Origin of the sequence: Pseudophaeobacter sp., assembly GCF_048267565.1 — a bacterium.
GTDB classification, from domain to species: domain Bacteria; phylum Pseudomonadota; class Alphaproteobacteria; order Rhodobacterales; family Rhodobacteraceae; genus Pseudophaeobacter; species Pseudophaeobacter profundi.
This window is the reverse complement of record NZ_JBLWXG010000001.1, coordinates 327,729-345,384: the sequence shown is the minus strand read 5'-3', so window position 1 is coordinate 345,384 and position 17,656 is coordinate 327,729. Positions and strand designations below refer to the sequence as shown.

Sequence of the window (17,656 nt, the reverse complement as noted above, 5' to 3'; positions counted from 1 at the left end):
ATATCTGAGCGGGCGTTTTCTATGGCGAGGCCCCATGACCAATAAAATTGCCATCTGGCTTGGCCTGTTTCTCTGCGTCATGATCCTTGCTGATCTGCTGTTCAACGATGGCATTGCGCTGCTGTTTTTGGCAAAGAAATTCTATGTCCTGCTGGACTGGGTTGCCTTCTGGCGCTGAACGCGATGTTCGCCACCGCGCCCCGGTCTATTCCACGCTCTATTTCGCGCTGACATATTCCATAGAAAAGAGAACCCCGCACCGTCTAGCGATGGCACAGGGCTGAACAGCCAGCTGATCTGGCAACGTGATCCGGTCACGCCTGCGGCCAGTGGCAGCCGACAGGAATTGGGGTTTGGCGCGTCAGGCTTTTCCGAGCCGCTTGAGCAGCTCTTGCTGCACCAGCGGGGTGACAAAATTTGACACATCCCCATCCAGCCTGGCGATTTCCTTGACCAACTTGGAGGCAATGGCCTGGTGCCGCGCTTCGGCCATCAGGAACACGGTCTCAACCGAGCTGTCGAGCACACGGTTCATACCAACCATCTGATATTCGTATTCAAAATCAGCAACCGCCCGCAGGCCACGCACAATGATCTGCGCCCCGACATCATGGGCGCAATTGATCAGCAGGTTTTCAAAGGGATGCACAACGATCTGCGTACCGGTCTGCTCGCTCAGTTTGGTGCATTCCGCCTCCAGCATCGCCACCCGCTCTTCCAGTGAAAACAGCGGTCCCTTGTCGCGGTTGATGGCAACGCCAATGACCAGTTTATCAACCAGCGCACTTGCCCGGCGGATGATGTCTGTGTGACCCAAAGTGATGGGATCAAAGGTCCCCGGGTACAAGCCGATACGCATAGGTCTCTCCTGCCGTATTCTTGTTTCTGTCTAAGATCTTGAGCGGAGCAAACATCGGAACCCCCTCGGATGCAAGAGGGGGAAAATACGCAAAGACAAATTCCCGCGCGTCACGTGGTCGCGACCAGACAAAGCCAGATCACGGCCCCGGGGAACCAGCCCGCACCGATAGGCCAGGATACCAGCGCCGCCAGCCGGACACGGCCAAACGGGCGGCGCTGATGACAGGGGTCAGTGCCCCATAATCATGCCTTCCAGGGCGTTCTTTTCCATGGCAATTTCAGCAAGCTGCGCCTTGACCACATCGCCCAGCGACACCAGGCCGATCATTTCACCATTCTCGACCACAGGCATGTGACGGAACCGCCCGTCTGTCATCTGCTGCAACAGATCCTCGACATTGGATTGGGTGGAACAGGTCACCAGCTTGGAGGTCATATAGTCGCTGACAGGTCTATCCAGACAGCCGGCGCCGTTTTGCCCCAACTCGCGCACAATATCCCGCTCTGACAGGATGCCTTCGGCCGTTTTGCCATCCGACGACACCACGACGGTACCAATTCCCTTGCCAGACAACAGACGGGCCGCATCCGCCACAGAGGCATCCGGGGCAACGGTAACAACCTCAGCGCTCGCCTTGGATTTCAGAATCAATTGAACCAGCATATGCGCTCCTTCTGGTAATTTTATTGCGTATCACCAAGGGTTGCCGCAACGCCGCGTCAAGTCAAGGCCTCGAGTCTGGCAACCTCTTCGCGGATTCCCTTGGTAAGCGCCTGAGCAAACCGGTTGAGCCGCTCGCTGCGCTGATCGCCCTGGTGGCGCACCAGATAAAAACTGCGGGTAAGGCTGATCTTGTCGGTCAACACCTTGCGCAGCATGCGATGGGCCGGCAACGAGAAATCATGCGCCACACAAAGCGCCGTACCCTGCGCCGCCAGTTTGATCTGAACCGAAACGGAATTCGACGCCAGCGCCACCCGTTCAACGCCAAGGTTGCTCAGGTAGTCCAGCTCCTGATCAAAGATCATATCCGGTATATAGCCAATCATCTTGTGACCCTTCAGGTCTTCCAGCTTTTTGATTGGCGGGTGTTTGCGCAGGTAATGATGTGATCCGACCATGTGCAATTTGTAATCTGTCAGCTTTTGCACCAAGAGCTGCCCGGCGGTGGGCGCGCTGACAGTGACGGCCATATCGGCCTCGCGGCGGCTGAGGTTGATCACCCGAGGCAGCGCCACGATCTGGATATCCAGATCCGGGTGCTCTTCGCAGATTTGGGCGCAGACCTGGGGCAGAATGTAATTGGCGCTGCCATCGGGCGCGCCAATACGGATCTGCCCCGACAGGGTGTCGCTTGGCCCGGTCAGCGCCTCAGCCCCGGCCCGCATTGCCTGTTCGGCGGCTTCAGCATGGACCAGCAGGCGGTCCCCCGGCGCGCTCAGCGCATAGCCCTGCGGGGATTTCACGAACAAAGGCGTCTCTAGCGCCGCCTCAAAGCGGGAAATACGTCGGCCCACCGTGGCCGGATCCATTTTCAAAATACGTCCGGCGCCTGATAGGCTTGCCTCGCGGGCAACAGCCAAAAACACCTTCATATCATCCCATTGAGCATCCATACACGTGATCCACTCTGCCTGCGAAGACGCCTTTTGCGCCCTTAACCATTTGCGTTCCTGCAAACCCTCTTTGAAATCTTTCCCCTTTTCCACCTCTTTTTGCAAGACTAAGCTTTGCGCAACTGATCCAGAGGAGGTTTTCTCATGCAAGAGCTCACCCATTATATCAACGGTGAACACGTCAAAGGCACATCCGGCCGTTTTTCGGATGTGTTTAACCCCGCCACTGGCGAAGTGCAGGCCAAATGCCCACTGGCCAGCAAAGACGAAATGGCCCAGGCCGTCGCCGTCGCCGCAGCCGCCCAGCCTGCTTGGGAAAAAGTGAACCCACAGCGCCGCGCCCGGGTGATGATGAAATTCGTCGACCTGCTGAACCGCGATATGGACAAGCTGGCGGAAACCCTGTCGCGTGAACATGGCAAGACCTTCCCCGACGCCAAGGGCGACATTCAGCGCGGTCTGGAAGTGGTGGAATATTGCATTGGCGCGCCACAGCTGCTGAAGGGTGAATTCACCGATAGCGCCGGCCCTGGCATCGACATGTATTCCATGCGTCAGGCCCTGGGTGTGACAGCGGGTATCACCCCGTTCAACTTCCCGGCGATGATCCCCATGTGGATGTTTGCCCCAGCCATTGCCTGCGGCAATGCCTTCATCCTGAAACCATCCGAGCGCGACCCATCGGTACCTTTGATGCTGGCGGAACTGTTGGAAGAAGCAGGCCTGCCAAAAGGCATCATCCAGGTTGTGAACGGCGACAAAGAAGCCGTGGATGCGATCCTGTTTGACGACACCATCCAGTCGGTTGGCTTTGTTGGCTCCACCCCGATCGCCGAATACATCTACGGCACCGGCTGTGCCCAGGGTAAGCGCGTCCAGTGCTTTGGCGGCGCCAAGAACCACATGATCATCATGCCCGACGCAGATCTCGACCAGGCGGCTGACGCCCTGATCGGTGCCGGCTACGGCGCGGCTGGCGAACGTTGCATGGCGATTTCGGTTGCGGTTCCCGTCGGCAAAGAGACGGCTGATCGGCTGATCGAAAAACTGATCCCACGTGTTGAGACGCTGAAGGTTGGCCCCTACACCGCTGGCGATGATGTTGATTACGGCCCGGTTGTGACCGCAGCTGCCAAAGCCAATATCGAGCGTCTGGTTCAAACCGGCGTTGATCAGGGCGCCGATCTGGTTGTCGATGGCCGTAACTTCAGCCTGCAGGGCTATGAGGATGGCTTCTTTGTTGGCCCCAGCCTGTTTGACAATGTCACCACCGACATGGACATCTACAAGCAGGAAATCTTTGGTCCCGTGCTGTCCACCGTACGCGCAGAAACCTATGAGGAAGCGCTGTCCTACGCGATGGATCACGAATACGGCAACGGCACCGCGATCTATACCCGCGATGGCGACACCGCCCGTGACTTTGCCAACCGGATCAACATCGGCATGATCGGCATCAACGTGCCAATCCCCGTGCCACTGGCCTACCACACCTTTGGTGGTTGGAAGAAATCCGCCTTTGGCGATCTCAACCAGCACGGTCCGGATGCATTCAAATTCTACACCCGCACCAAGACCATCACCTCGCGCTGGCCTTCGGGCATCCGCGAAGGCGGCGAATTCAACTTTAAAGCAATGGACTAAAGCACTGCTTTAAAGTTAAAATAGGAAAGAGCCCCGAAAATTTTCGGGGCTCTTTTCATGTCTACCTTGCCCGCCCCTGACAAAAGGATCTGCCGCAAAAACGAAATTGTGAAGCCCTAGGGCCTTTCACCACTGTGGCGGTTTCCCATATGGATGTCGTGAATTCATAACAATCAGAGCAGCCCTCCCATGTCTTCAAAACCAATCCACCGTCGCACCGCCCTGCTTGGCCTCGGCGCAGCCCTGGCCACCCCCAGCCTGCTGCGGGCACAGGCAAGTGATGTGCCCTCCAATGATGCGTTTCCCCAGACTGAGGCGCCAATTTCCAACCAGCCATCGGTGAAGCGCAATATTTCATCCTTCAAGCAGCAACGCTGGCAAGACCACTTTGATGAACTGGGTATCGGCTGCTTGCTGGCGGATGTGGAATCGCGCGCAGTTCACTATTGGGGCGGCGACGGTGAGACCTACCGCCTCTATCCCTCTTCTGTCCCCATGTCCGAAGAACTGACCAAGCGCGGCTACACCAAGGTGATCCGCAAAGCGCAAAACCCCAGCTGGACGCCGACCGCAAACATGCGCGAACGCGACCCCTCGCTGCCCCTGCGCATGGAGGGCGGCCCCGGCAACCCGCTTGGCACCCGCGCCATGTATCTGAGCTGGCCGGCCTATCTGGTCCATGGCACCCATGACACCCGCAAGATCGGGCGCCAAAGCTCCTCCGGATGCATTGGCCTTTACAATCAACATGTTGAGCAACTGTACCCATTGGTCAAAGTCGGCACCCAGGTCCGTATTCTGTAGCGCATATCATAGCGCAGACAACATCGCCTTCTACGACAAAGCCGTGCCATCCACTGGAAGGCGCGGCTTTTGCCTATCTGGGCCAGCGGCGCAGCCATATTCTTGCAGCACCGCTTTGCGTGCGCGCTGCTTGCTCTTGTGGCTGAGGGCGGGTATTAAATAAACAACCGTTCAATTCATACGCGCCAGGGAGGACATGACGTGGATTTTGCTTTGACCGAGGAACAGACCGCGATTTTTGATATGGCTCACGCATTTGGCCAGGAAAACATCGCGCCTTTTGCACGTCAGTGGGAAGCTGAGGGCACCATTCCAAAAGAGCTTTGGCCGCGCGTCGGAGAGCTGGGTTTTGGCGGGCTATATGTCAGCGAAGAAACTGGCGGCTCGGCTCTGTCACGACTGGATGCCACATTGGTGTTTGAGGCCCTGTCGATGGCCTGCCCATCGGTCGCGGCCTTTTTGTCGATCCATAACATGTGCGCCAAGATGCTGGACAGCTTTGCCAGCGACGAGATGAAGGCGCGGATCATGCCGGATGTTCTCTCGCTCAACACCGTGCTCAGCTACTGCCTGACCGAACCCGGATCGGGTTCGGACGCCGCAGCATTGAAGACCCGCGCTGACAAGACAAATGAAGGCTACACGCTGAACGGCAACAAGGCCTTTATCTCGGGCGGCGGCTATTCCGACGCCTATGTCTGCATGGTGCGCACCGGCGAAGACGGCCCCAAGGGGATTTCCACCGTCTATGTCGAAGACGGCACGCCGGGCCTGTCCTTTGGTGGGCTGGAAGACAAGATGGGCTGGAAAAGCCAACCCACAGCGCAGGTGCAGTTTGACGATTGCAAGATCCCGGCCAACAACCTGGTCGGCGAAGAAGGCAAGGGATTCAAATACGCCATGATGGGCCTGGACGGCGGACGGCTGAATATCTCGTCCTGTTCGCTGGGCGCCGCACAGACCGCGCTGAACCTGACACTGCAATATATGTCAGAACGTAAGGCCTTTGGCAAAAGCATCGACCAGTTCCAGGGGCTGCAGTTCCGCCTCGCGGATATGGAAATCGAGCTGCAGGCCGCGCGTGTCTTCCTGCGTCAGGCCGCCTGGAAACTGGACCAGGGCGCGCCGGATGCCAGCAAACACTGCGCCATGGCCAAGAAATTCGTCACCGAGGCCGGGTCAAAGATCGTCGATCAGTGTCTGCAGCTGCATGGCGGCTATGGCTACTTGGCAGATTATGGCATTGAAAAACTGGTCCGCGATCTGCGGGTGCATCAGATCCTTGAAGGCACCAATGAGATCATGCGGGTGATCGTCGCACGCCATCTGCTGGCCGAACACGCCTGAACGCGCTAAAACGCAAGCCCACAGGGCCAACTGCGAGGACAATATGAGCGATATCAATATTCGTGTGACCGGTCAGGCCGGTCGCATCACCCTGACCCGTGGCGCGGCGCTGAATGCGCTGTCCTATGACATGTGCATGGCCATAGACGCAGCCATGCGCGCCTGGGCTGGGGACGACGCCGTAAAGCTGGTGGTGATTGACGCCGAGGGCGAGAAGGCCTTTTGCGCCGGCGGCGATATTGCTGAACTCTATGACACCGGCACAGCGGGCGATTATGCCTATGGTCGCAAGTTCTGGCGCGATGAATACCGCCTGAACGCCTATATCTTTGAATACCCCAAACCGGTGGTCAGCTTCCTGCAGGGGTTCACCATGGGCGGCGGCGTCGGTATCGGCTGTCACGGCACCCATCGGGTGGTGGGCGACAGCAGCCAGATTGCCATGCCCGAGGTCGGCATTGGCCTGATCCCCGATGTGGGCGGCACCTTGATGCTGGCGCTGGCGCCCGGGCGTCTGGGCGAATATCTTGGCACCACCGCCAGCCGAATGAAGGCCGCCGATGCGATCTATGCCGGCTTTGCCGATCACTATATCCCCGAAAGCTTCTGGCCGGTTCTCATTTCCGGGCTGGAGCGCGATGGCGATCCACAGATACTGGAATTTGCCGCGCAAAAACCGCCCGCTGGCACGCTGGAGCCGCTGCAGGCCGATATCGATCGCTGCTTTGCCGGTGAAACCCTGACCGATATCCTGACCGTTCTCAGGGCGGATGAAAGCGATTTTTCCGAAACCACGCTGCGGACCATGGGGCGCAATGCACCGCTGGCCATGGCCTGCACGGTTGAATTGCTACACCGGCTGCGCGGCAGTCAGCTGGGTATTCGCAAAGCCCTGAAGAACGAATACCGCTACACTTACCGGTCGATGGAAAAAGGCGATTTCCTAGAAGGGATCAGGGCCCAGATCATTGACAAGGACCGCCAACCCAAATGGAAATATGCAGCGCAGGAGGTCCCCGCCAGTGCCGTCAGCCAGATGCTGATGCCTCTGGGTGCGGATGCGCTGGTTTTTGAGGAGGAAAACACATGAACATCGGATTTATCGGCCTTGGCAATATGGGTGGCCCCATGGCCGCGAACTTGGCTGCCGCAGGCCATGTGGTCACCGGCTTTGACATGGCAGATGTCGCCATCGAGGGTGTTACCATGGCGGCCTCGGGCGCTGAGGCCGCCACCGGCGCTGACGTGGTCATCACCATGCTGCCCAACGGCAAGATCCTGCGTGCGGTTGCAGACGAAATCCTGCCCGCCATGACCGCCGGTGCCACCCTGGTGGATTGCTCTACCGTGGATGTGGACTCGGCGCGTGCCGTTGCCCAGCAGGCCGCCGCTGCGGATCTGTTGTTTGTCGATGCGCCCGTTTCGGGCGGTGTTGGCGGCGCGGCAGGTGGCACCCTGACCTTTATGGCCGGTGGCAGTGCGGCAGCCTTTGCGAATGCAGAACCTCTCTTTGCCATCATGGGCCAGAAGGCAGTGCATTGCGGTGAGGCCGGCGCGGGCCAGTCGGCCAAGATCTGTAACAATATGATCCTGGGCGTTACCATGCTTGCTACCTGTGAAGCCTTTGCCCTGGCTGACAAACTGGGGCTGGATCGGCAAAAGATGTTTGATGTGGTTTCCACCTCTTCGGGCTATTCTTGGAGCATGAATGCCTATTGCCCGGCCCCCGGTGTCGGCCCGCAATCGCCCGCCGACAACGATTACAAACCTGGCTTCGCCGCCGAACTGATGCTGAAAGATCTGCGCCTCAGCCAGCAGGCAGCTGCCAGCGCTGATGCCGACACCCCAATGGGAGAGCTGGCCCAGGCGCTCTACACCCAGTTTGTCGAGACCGAAGGCGGCGAAGGTATGGATTTCTCGGCCATGTTGCCGCGCTTTGAAAAACGCAGCCGCAGCTAGAGCATGTTGCGCAAAATTAGGCACAGGGTTTTCGCCTCAAGACATGCAAGATAAATGACTAGAGCCTGTCTCGTGACTGTAAATGAACGAGACAGGCGCTAACGTCCCTGCAACGTGTGGAACCGGCCCGGACCTGCGCGTCCTTCTGGACGCCACTCCGGGCCGATGCCACCCGCAAGCCAGCCCAGCAGCTGTCCACGATTGCAGCCAGATCTTGTCAAATTAGTTGAAAATTCTGGAAATCTGCACGGCTGCACCATATTCCCGCCCAAGTTCGCGATGATACTTGCACAAAGGCCACTGCTAAACGTGGCCAAATCAGAGTGCAGGATCTCTCATGGCCACCGCGACAGAACTTGATATCAACACCTCTGCGACCGCCTCACAGATGGCGGAAGAGATCTTTGGCGATGGTACTACGATCGTCTCTGCCAGCTATTCCGGCGATGCAGCCTCTTCCGGGATCTATTCCGGCGCGGATACCACCGTCGCAGGCGTGGCCCCGTCGGACAGTGGTGTTATCCTTTCTACAGGCTATGTTAAGGATTTCACCAACAGTTCCGGCACCAGCAACACCAACACGTCAGGCAATACCAGCAGCAACACCAGCGGCGCCAATGGCGATAGCGATTTTAACGCCCTTGCCGGAACCAGCACCTATGATGCCTCGTTCATGGAGATCGAGTTCATCCCGGACGGGGATGTCCTGACACTGGACTTTGTGCTTTCGTCCGAAGAATACCCAGAGTTTTCGAGCTCGCAATACAATGATGTGGTTGGTGTCTGGATCAACGGCGTGCAGGCCGAGGTCACCATTGGCGATGGCTCTGCCTCGATCGGGAATATCAACCAGAACGATACTGAAAATATCTATGTCGACAATACGGGCGATCAGTATAACACCGAAATGGACGGGTTCACCGTCACCCTGACCTTTACCGCCCCGGTCAACGTCGGCGAGATCAACACCCTGAAGATTGGTGTCGCCGATGTCGCTGACAGCAGCTATGATACCAACCTCATGGTGGCAGGCGGATCGGTGCAGACCGCATTCGTCGCCATGGACGACACTGTAGATATCGGCCTTAACACATCGAAAACATTGGATGTCCTGTCAAATGACAGCAATACCACTGGCGGTGTTCTGACCATCACCCATATCAATGATGTTGCTGTCACCGCAGGCGATACCGTCACGCTCGCCACAGGACAACAGATCACTCTGAACCCTGATGGCACCCTAGAGGTGCTATCTGATGGCGATGATGAAACCAGCTATTTCAACTATACCGTCGAAAACGACAGTGGCGATACAGATACCGCACTGATTGAAATAAATCAGGCCCAGGCCTGCTTTGTCGGCGGTACCCTGATCGAAACCGATAAAGGCCCCATTGCGATTGAGACGCTGCGCGCGGGCATGCGGATCCTGACCCAGGATCACGGGTTTCAGCCCCTGCGCTGGATAGGCCACAGCCAGGTACAGGTGACACCAAAGACCGCGCCAATCCGTTTTGCCAAGGGACAACTGGGGGCAAGTTCCGATCTGTGGGTTTCTCCCAATCATCGGATGCTGGTCACCGGCGCGCTGGCGGAGCTGTTGTTTGGCGAAGCCGAGGTCTTGGTCAAGGCCAAGGATCTGATCAATGACGCCAGCATTCGCCCTGATCTGCGCCAGGACCAGGTGGCATATTACCATCTGCTGTTTGACCAGCACGAAATCCTGACAGCCCATGGGGTGCTCAGCGAAAGCTACCATCCCGGGCCGCAAACCACCGACGGCTTTGACGCTGAAACCCAGGCAGAGCTGTTTTCCCTGTTCCCTGAGCTGCAGAGCAACCGGGAAACGGACCAGATGCCAAACTATGGCGCGGCCGCACGCCCTGCCCTGCGCAGCTATGAGGCGCAATTGCTGATCCAGAGCATGGGCTAGACAGTCTAACCAGGATCGCCAAACAGCGCCTGTAGCTGCTGTTGCGTGTCCTGATCGGCGGGGAACATCAGTTCAAGGCGCAGTTCAGACATCGCCAGATCGCCCGCTGTCGTAAACTGCGATAGGGTTGAAAACAGCTTCAGATCCACACCGTCTAACCGATAATGGGCCGGAATCACTGCGGGGGTTTCGCCCATCTCCGGTGGTGACAGCGGTATAACCCGCTGTTGTAATTGCGCAATTGCGCGCTCCAGCACCGGATCCTTGCCCAGATGCGCAAGCTCGCTGCGCAGCCGCGTCAGGGTCAGCGCTTCGATCTGTTCCAGATTGACCAAGGCCGCGCGCAGGGTTTCATTTTCGCTCAGCGCATCAATCAGACTATCGCCCTGTTGCAGCCCAGCCCGCATCATCAACGCCTGCGCCGGCGGGTTCATCGCCTGCAAGATCCAATGGGCATCAATCACGATAGCCGGATAGGGCGCATGGCGCTGCAACACCCAGTCCACCGCCTGTTGCAGCGGTGCACGCGCCTCTGCGTTCAGCGAGACAGCCCCATAGGCGGGGGCAAGCCCCGCAGCCAAGAGCAATTGATTGCGCGCACTTAGCGGCATCTGCAATTCCTGCCCCAACCGCAGCACCATATCCCGGCTGGCCCGCGACCGCCCGGTTTCCAGGAATGAAACATGGCGAGCAGACACCCCGGCAGAAAGCGCCAGGTCCAGCTGGCTCATCCGGCGGATACGCCGCCATTCCTTCAGAACTGCGCCAAAGCCGCCCATGGCTGCCCCCCTTATTCACGTTGCCAGACTGCTAAATCATACGGGTAACGCAGTCACTTACCTCCAAGGTAATTGTTTCACGTCAAGGGCCCGGTCACCATCCAACCATCCCATTTGGAGAGACGCGATGACACAGGAAACAACAATACGCTTGCTCAAACTCGCGGCTATCGGCTCGGTGTGTTTTGGGCTGGCCCTGGTATTGGCACTGATCACACCGCTGCGGGGGGTTTTTGATATCTTCTTCGATCTGGTCCATTACCCGCTGGATGGGCAGCAAACCCTGACGAGCGACAGCGGCCGTGTTCTAGCTGCAATCACCGGCGGGTTGATGGTTGGCCTTGGTGCGATAGTCTGGCGCATTGTGCAAGATATCTACCCCCAAGACCCGGCCACTGGCGGGCGCATTATCCTTATCGGTGTCTGGACATGGTACCTGCCCGACAGCTTTGGCTCTGTCATGGTTGGGGCTTGGTTCAATGTGGTGCCCAACACTGTATTCCTGGCGCTCTTTGTGCTGCCAATTCTGCTGCAAAGCCATTCACAAAGAGCACCAGAAGGCTGAATTTACATAATTTTCTCAGAAAAAGCCACGGGGTCTGGCCGGGGCATTCCCGGCCAGTCGTCGCTATTCAGCCGCCAGTTTCTTAGCGGACAGCACATCCTTGAGATAATGGCCCGTGTGGCTACGCGGTTCTTTTGCAACCGTTTCCGGCGTGCCAACCGCGACAATTTCGCCGCCGCCGTCGCCGCCCTCGGGGCCGATATCAATGATCCAATCGGCAGTTTTGATCACATCCAGATTGTGTTCGATCACCACCACGGAATTGCCCTGATCAACCAGTTCATGCAGCACCTCCAGCAGCTTTTTCACATCTTCAAAATGCAGCCCCGTTGTCGGTTCATCCAGAATATAGAGCGTCCGGCCGGTAGATCGTTTTGACAGCTCTTTCGACAGTTTCACCCGCTGCGCCTCACCCCCAGACAGGGTGGTGGCCTGTTGGCCAACCTTGATATACCCAAGGCCAACACGCATCAGCGCATCCATCTTGTCACGAATAGAGGGCACCGCCTGAAAGAAGGTCTGCGCCTCTTCAACTGTCATATCAAGCACATCTGCAATGCTCTTCCCCTTGAAACGCACCTCTAGCGTTTCCCGGTTGTAGCGCGCGCCCTTGCAGGTTTCGCATTCCACATAGACATCCGGCAGGAAATGCATCTCGATCTTGATGACCCCATCCCCCTGGCAGGCCTCGCAGCGGCCGCCCTTGACGTTAAAGCTGAAGCGCCCCGGTTTATAGCCACGCGTCTTTGCCTCTGGCAGACCGGCAAACCAATCGCGGATCGGGGTAAAGGCGCCGGTATAGGTGGCCGGGTTTGACCGTGGCGTGCGGCCAATGGCGCGCTGGTCGATGTCGATCACCTTGTCCAGATGCTCCAACCCCTTGATGCTTTCGCAGGGCGCCGGGGTCTGGCGGGCACCATTGAGCCGCATAGAGGCGGTTTTGAACAGGGTTTCAATCGTCAGGGTCGATTTCCCACCGCCCGACACCCCCGTCACACAAAGAAACTTGCCCAGGGGGAATTCAGCGGTGACATCTTTCAGGTTGTTGCCACTGGCCTTGACCACCTTCAGCTTTTTCTTGTTACCCTTGCGCCGCTTGGCCGGAACCGGGATTTCGCGCACCCCTGCCAGATACTGCCCGGTGATGGAATTCGGATCAGCGGTCACCTCGGCGGCGGTGCCATGGCTAACCACTTGCCCGCCATGCACCCCAGCGCCGGGGCCAATATCAAAAACGTAATCCGCCTGGCGGATCATGTCTTCGTCATGTTCCACCACGATAACCGTATTGCCCTGATCGCGCAGGTTTTTCAGGGTGGTTATCAGGCGGTCATTGTCGCGTTGATGCAAGCCGATCGAGGGCTCATCCAGCACATAAAGCACCCCTGTCAGGCCCGAGCCAATCTGGCTGGCCAGTCGGATCCGCTGGCTTTCGCCCCCCGACAGGGTGCCACTGGCCCGCGACAGGGTCAGGTATTCCAACCCGACGTTGTTGAGAAAGCCAAGGCGCTCGCGGATCTCTTTGACAATAGCGCGGGCGATTTCCTGCTTTTGCTTGCTCAGGTGGTTGGGCACATCTTCGATCCAGGCCAGGGCCTCGCGGATGGATTTCTGCACCACCTGCCCCACATGCAGCCCGGCGATCTTGACCGCCAGCGCCTCTTCGCGCAGGCGGTAGCCCGCGCAGGCGCCACAGGGGCGGTTGTTCTGGTAGCGTTCAAATTCTTCGCGGATCCAGTTGCTATCGGTTTCCCGGTAGCGCCGTTCCATATTGGGAATGACGCCCTCAAAAACGCGGGTGACCTCATAAACCCGGCCCCCTTCGTCATAGCGGAACGGGATTTCTTCCGCGCCAGAGCCGCGCAGGAACACCTGCTGAACCTTGGGCGACAGGTCTTTCCACTGGGTATTCTTGTCAAATTCATAGTGTTTGGCGATGGATTCGATGGTCTGCAGAAAATAAGGCGATTTGCCCTTGCGCCAGGGGGCGAGGGCACCGTCATAGATCTTCAGGCTTTGGTCCGGTACCACCAGACGTTCATCAAAGAACAGCTCCATCCCCAGCCCGTCACAGACAGAACAGGCGCCAAAGGGGGCATTGAAGGAAAACAGCCGCGGTTCGATCTCGGGGATGGTGAAGCCACTGACCGGGCAGGCAAAGTTTTCACTGAAGGTAATCCGTTCTGGCTCACCCTCTCGTGGGGCGGTTTCCAGAATGGCGATGCCATCGGCCAGATCCAGCGCGGTGCGCAGGGAATCCGCCAGCCGGGTCTCCAGGCCTTCACGTACCACAAGCCGGTCGACCACCACATCGATATCGTGACGAAATTTCTTATCCAGGGTTGGTGGCTCGTCCAGCTCGTAGAATTCTCCGTCCACCTTGACCCGCTGAAAGCCCTGCTTGCGCAGCTCCAGGAACTCTTTCTTATACTCCCCCTTGCGATCACGCACGATAGGCGCAAGCAGGAAGCCCCGTGTCCCCTCCTCTAGCGTCATCACCCGGTCTACCATGTCCTGCACCTGCTGGGCCTCGATCGGCTCGCCGGTGGCCGGACTATAGGGGGTGCCGGCACGCGCAAACAACAGGCGCAGATAATCGTAGATCTCGGTCACGGTACCGACGGTGGAGCGCGGGTTTTTGGAGGTGGTCTTTTGCTCAATCGAAATCGCTGGGGACAGCCCGCTGATATGGTCCACATCGGGCTTTTCCATCATATCCAGGAACTGTCGCGCATAGGCCGACAGGCTTTCGACATAGCGGCGCTGGCCTTCGGCATAGATGGTATCAAAGGCAAGCGAGGATTTTCCCGATCCCGACAGGCCGGTGATCACCACCAGTTCATCACGCGGAATATCCACATCGATATTCTTGAGATTATGTTCGCGTGCGCCGCGTACCTCGATGGATTTCAACTCAGCCATAGTGCCCTCGTGCCCAATACCCTGGTCGCGCAAATCTGCCACGCCAGCCTTCGCCCTACAGATAGGCAATGCGGCGCAAGACTCCAACAGGAAAATGAGAACATTAAAGGAACATATGCCGAGTTTTGGCAGCAGGCCCGCCAAATATGGTGCCCTGCCCTAACCGCCCCAGCTGCGCGCGCGAAATATCGCGGTCAAATCGCCCCAACGGCAGCGCTGCGCCGCCAGGCCAGGATCTGATGCACCAGGAAGCCGCCCAAGAGCAGCACCAGCAACACGGCGATCAGGCCCGGCACCCCGGCAAGGGACAGCGCCAGAACCATCAGCGGCGTACCGATGGAATTGCCCAGATTGCCCGCCTGGGCCATGGCCCCATTGGATTGGGCGCGGTCTTCATCGCTTTCGTTCAACTGCGGGACAGCCGCAAAAGAGCCCCCCTGCACCAGCCCCAACGCCGCCGACAGCGCCAGGCAGGCCAGCGGATCCCCCGGCGCGCTCCCCAGCCAGATCACCCCGCCCGCCGCCAGCAGAAACCCCAACTGGGCCACCTTCACCGCAGTCATCAGGCGCATCAGATAGACCCCCAGCGTCATTGAGGTTGCAATGCTGGCCAGCGGCATCGCCATCAGCACAGCAGCGCGCTGCTCTGGCGGGATATAGGGCGGTATCACCGTCAAGATGGCGACAAAACAGCAGGTATAAAAGAGCCAGCCCGCCGCAGGCGCCACCTGCCAGGCAGAACGATACACCGGCAGATGCAACCGTGGCAGCGCCATAAGTGCTGGAAAAGGCTGGCGTGGTGGCACTGGCACATCACGCATCGCGCGGCTTAGCCACAGGGCCAGCCCCGCCATCACTAGGGCATGGGCAACAAAAAGGGAAACCAACCCAAAGCGCGCCACCAGCGGCAGACCAAACCAGATCAACAGGGAAAAGGAGACGGAGAAAAATGTGCTCCACAAGGACATGACAAAACCGCGGTGATGCGGCGTACTGATCGCTGCCATCAGCGTTGGCCCCGCCACCACAACGCCAAGATGTGACAGCCCTTCGATCAGCCGAGAGAAAAGAAACAGCCCGTAAGGCAGATGCAGCGCCTGCAGGGCCGACATCGCGGCCCCCAGCCACAGCGCCCAGACCAGGCTGCGCCGATAGCCGATCGAGCTGACAAACAGCCCCGCCACCAGGCCAAGGACAATGCCGACGATACCGACAAAGGACACCGAAAAGCTGATCCCTGCCCCCACATCGGGGTAGAGTTCTGCCATTCGGTCAAAGATCACACTGATCTTGCCATATTGCGCCGCAACGCCCAGACCAGCCGCCCAGACCGCAACAACCAAAGGCCAGCGTGTTATTGTCTGCACTTCCATCCGGCCCCCTTGCGACGCGAAAGCGGCAGATGCCCGCGTCTTTCCCGACCAGTCTTAGACCGGGAAATTTGCAAGTGCCAGTTGCGAAATATCTCGATTGCAACATGGCAGGGCAGTATTGGCAGGGCCGATGCGCGCGCGTGGCGCGTGTCGCCCCACGGATATGATTGCAGCCAGAAAGAACAAGGCCCGCCCCAGTCGTGGGGGCAGGCCTTGCGCCGCTATCACTATAACGCGGCCAGAAACACAGGGCGGCCCGTGCAGCACCCGCTGACGCCCCCTGATATATGGATGGACCTTAGATATGGATGGCCCGGTCAAAGGCCTCAAGCACGCTTTCGTGCATCATTTCGCTTAGGGTGGGATGCGGGAAGACCGTGTTCATCAGGTCTTCTTCAGTGGTTTCCAACTGGCGGCCCACCACATAGCCCTGGATCAGCTCGGTGACTTCAGCCCCCACCATATGCGCGCCAAGCAGCTCTCCGGTCTTGGCGTCAAATACGGTTTTGACCAGCCCTTCTGCCTCTCCCAAGGCGATGGCCTTGCCATTGCCGATAAAGGGAAAGCGGCCAACCTTGATGTCATAGCCCAGTTCCTTGGCCTTGGCCTCTGTATAGCCGACACTGGCCACCTGCGGCTGGCAATAGGTGCAGCCTGCGATGCTTTCGGGTTTGACGGGATGGGCATGCTTGCCTGCGATCAGATCCGCCACCATAACGCCTTCGTGGCTGGCCTTATGCGCCAACCAAGGGGCACCGGCGATATCGCCAATGGCATAGAGCCCGTCAACCCCGGTGCGGCAATAGGCATCCGTCACCACATGGGTGCGATCAATCTTGACGCCAAGCGCCTCAAGGCCAAGACCTTCGACATTACCGACGATGCCCACCGCTGAAATCACGGTGTCGAACTCCATCTTTTCGACCTTGCCGCCGGTCTCGATATGGGCGGTCACTTTGCCCTTGCCGCGATCCAGCTGCTTGACCATGGCCTTCTCCATGATCTTCATGCCCTGTTTGACAAAGGCTTTCTTAGCAAAGGCGGAAATCTCGGCATCTTCGACTGGCAACACCCGGTCCATCACTTCAACCACCGTGGTATCGGCACCTAGCGTGTTGTAGAAGCTGGCAAATTCGATGCCAATTGCGCCGGATCCAATCACCAGAAGTTTCTTTGGCATCCGCGGCGGCACCAGCGCGTCGCGGTAGGTCCAGACCAGATCGCCATCGCCTTCCAAACCGGGCAGTTCGCGTGCCCGTGCGCCGGTGGCCAGGATGATATTCTTGGCTTGCAGCTCTTGCACATCCTTGTCGGTCTTGACGCTGACGCGGCCCTTGGCCGGCACAGTGGCCTCGCCCATGATCACGGTAATCTTGTTCTTTTTCATCAGATGGCCAATGCCAGAGGACAGCTGCTTGGCCACCCCGCGCGACCGTTTCACCACCGCGTCCAGATCATAGGTGATATTCTCGGCACCAAGACCGAATTCCTTGGCCCGCTCCATCAGGTGATACACTTCAGAGGAGCGCAGCAGCGCCTTGGTCGGGATACAGCCCCAGTTCAAACAGATACCACCGAGGTTTTCACGTTCCACAATGGCTGTTTTCAGCCCCAGCTGTGCAGCCCGGATAGCGGCGACATAGCCGCCCGGACCGGCGCCAATTACGATCACGTCATAGGTTTGTGCGGCCATGGTCTTCCCTCGACAAAAGGATCAAAAACAAACTAGTTCAGCGTTAAACTACTTTTCAAGAAACTGCAAACCCTCAGTATGGTGCCGTCGAATGGCAGTTCAACCATGCTACATCGCACAGGAAAAGGCCCAGATCTGGCTCGCAGCTTTTGACATTGG

At 58.3% G+C, this 17,656-nt stretch carries 15 protein-coding genes; 8 read left to right on the top strand and 7 right to left on the bottom strand.

Features of this window, described 5'->3' with window-relative positions; translation table 11 throughout:
- Positions 1–34: 34 nt before the first annotated feature.
- Positions 35–178 (top strand): hypothetical protein, encoded by a 144-nt coding sequence (locus ACN0VH_RS01665; RefSeq protein WP_278921529.1) that lies wholly within the window; start codon positions 35–37, stop codon positions 176–178.
- A gap of 183 nt (positions 179–361) precedes the next feature.
- On the opposite strand, the gene coaD is transcribed toward ACN0VH_RS01665, so the two are convergent.
- From coaD to ACN0VH_RS01650, 3 genes are all read right to left on the bottom strand, one after another.
- Entirely contained in the window at positions 362–859 is a 498-nt protein-coding gene (gene coaD / locus ACN0VH_RS01660) for a pantetheine-phosphate adenylyltransferase (RefSeq protein ID WP_278921528.1), read from the bottom strand.
- Between the two features lie 231 nt (positions 860–1,090).
- A complete protein-coding gene (locus ACN0VH_RS01655) occupies positions 1,091–1,525 on the bottom strand; it encodes a CBS domain-containing protein (RefSeq protein ID WP_278921527.1) in 435 nt (144 codons plus the stop codon).
- A 56-nt stretch (positions 1,526–1,581) separates the two neighbouring features.
- Positions 1,582–2,478, bottom strand: coding sequence for a LysR family transcriptional regulator (locus ACN0VH_RS01650; RefSeq protein WP_417699273.1), 897 nt, complete (start codon positions 2,476–2,478; stop codon positions 1,582–1,584).
- Positions 2,479–2,622: 144 nt separating this feature from the next.
- On the opposite strand from ACN0VH_RS01650, the gene ACN0VH_RS01645 reads away from it, so the two are divergent.
- From ACN0VH_RS01645 to ACN0VH_RS01620, 6 genes are all read left to right on the top strand, one after another.
- On the top strand, positions 2,623–4,122 hold the full coding sequence (locus ACN0VH_RS01645; RefSeq protein WP_278921525.1) for a CoA-acylating methylmalonate-semialdehyde dehydrogenase: 1,500 nt from the start codon (positions 2,623–2,625) through the stop codon (positions 4,120–4,122).
- 189 nt (positions 4,123–4,311) lie between these two features.
- Entirely contained in the window at positions 4,312–4,926 is a 615-nt protein-coding gene (locus tag ACN0VH_RS01640) for a L,D-transpeptidase (protein WP_278921524.1), read from the top strand.
- Positions 4,927–5,127: 201 nt separating this feature from the next.
- Positions 5,128–6,273: an acyl-CoA dehydrogenase family protein gene (locus ACN0VH_RS01635; protein WP_417699272.1), complete on the top strand. Its 1,146-nt coding sequence runs from the start codon at positions 5,128–5,130 to the stop codon at positions 6,271–6,273.
- 43 nt (positions 6,274–6,316) lie between these two features.
- Positions 6,317–7,363: an enoyl-CoA hydratase/isomerase family protein gene (locus ACN0VH_RS01630; RefSeq protein ID WP_417699271.1), complete on the top strand. Its 1,047-nt coding sequence runs from the start codon at positions 6,317–6,319 to the stop codon at positions 7,361–7,363.
- Positions 7,360–8,232: a 3-hydroxyisobutyrate dehydrogenase gene (gene mmsB, locus ACN0VH_RS01625; protein ID WP_417699269.1), complete on the top strand. Its 873-nt coding sequence runs from the start codon at positions 7,360–7,362 to the stop codon at positions 8,230–8,232. The genes ACN0VH_RS01630 and mmsB overlap by 4 nt, the downstream gene beginning before the upstream one ends.
- 337 nt (positions 8,233–8,569) lie before the next feature.
- A complete protein-coding gene (locus ACN0VH_RS01620; protein ID WP_417699268.1) occupies positions 8,570–10,165 on the top strand; it encodes a Hint domain-containing protein in 1,596 nt (531 codons plus the stop codon).
- Positions 10,166–10,170: 5 nt separating this feature from the next.
- Here the strand turns inward: ACN0VH_RS01620 and ACN0VH_RS01615 are convergent, their stop codons facing one another.
- The gene (locus tag ACN0VH_RS01615; protein ID WP_417699266.1) at positions 10,171–10,944 is read right to left on the bottom strand and encodes a helix-turn-helix domain-containing protein; all 774 of its coding nucleotides are present in this window, start codon (positions 10,942–10,944) and stop codon (positions 10,171–10,173) included.
- A 127-nt stretch (positions 10,945–11,071) separates the two neighbouring features.
- Here ACN0VH_RS01615 and ACN0VH_RS01610 point away from each other — a divergent pair, with 127 nt between their 5' ends.
- Positions 11,072–11,509, top strand: coding sequence for an excinuclease ABC subunit A (locus ACN0VH_RS01610; protein WP_417699265.1), 438 nt, complete (start codon positions 11,072–11,074; stop codon positions 11,507–11,509).
- A 63-nt stretch (positions 11,510–11,572) separates the two neighbouring features.
- Here the strand turns inward: ACN0VH_RS01610 and uvrA are convergent, their stop codons facing one another.
- From uvrA to lpdA, 3 genes are all read right to left on the bottom strand, one after another.
- The gene (uvrA, locus tag ACN0VH_RS01605; RefSeq protein WP_417699264.1) at positions 11,573–14,431 is read right to left on the bottom strand and encodes an excinuclease ABC subunit UvrA; all 2,859 of its coding nucleotides are present in this window, start codon (positions 14,429–14,431) and stop codon (positions 11,573–11,575) included.
- Positions 14,432–14,625: 194 nt separating this feature from the next.
- Positions 14,626–15,804, bottom strand: a complete 1,179-nt coding sequence (locus ACN0VH_RS01600; RefSeq protein ID WP_417699262.1) for an MFS transporter — start codon at positions 15,802–15,804, stop codon at positions 14,626–14,628.
- Positions 15,805–16,102: 298 nt separating this feature from the next.
- Entirely contained in the window at positions 16,103–17,497 is a 1,395-nt protein-coding gene (gene lpdA / locus ACN0VH_RS01595) for a dihydrolipoyl dehydrogenase (protein WP_278921515.1), read from the bottom strand.
- Positions 17,498–17,656: the final 159 nt, after the last annotated feature.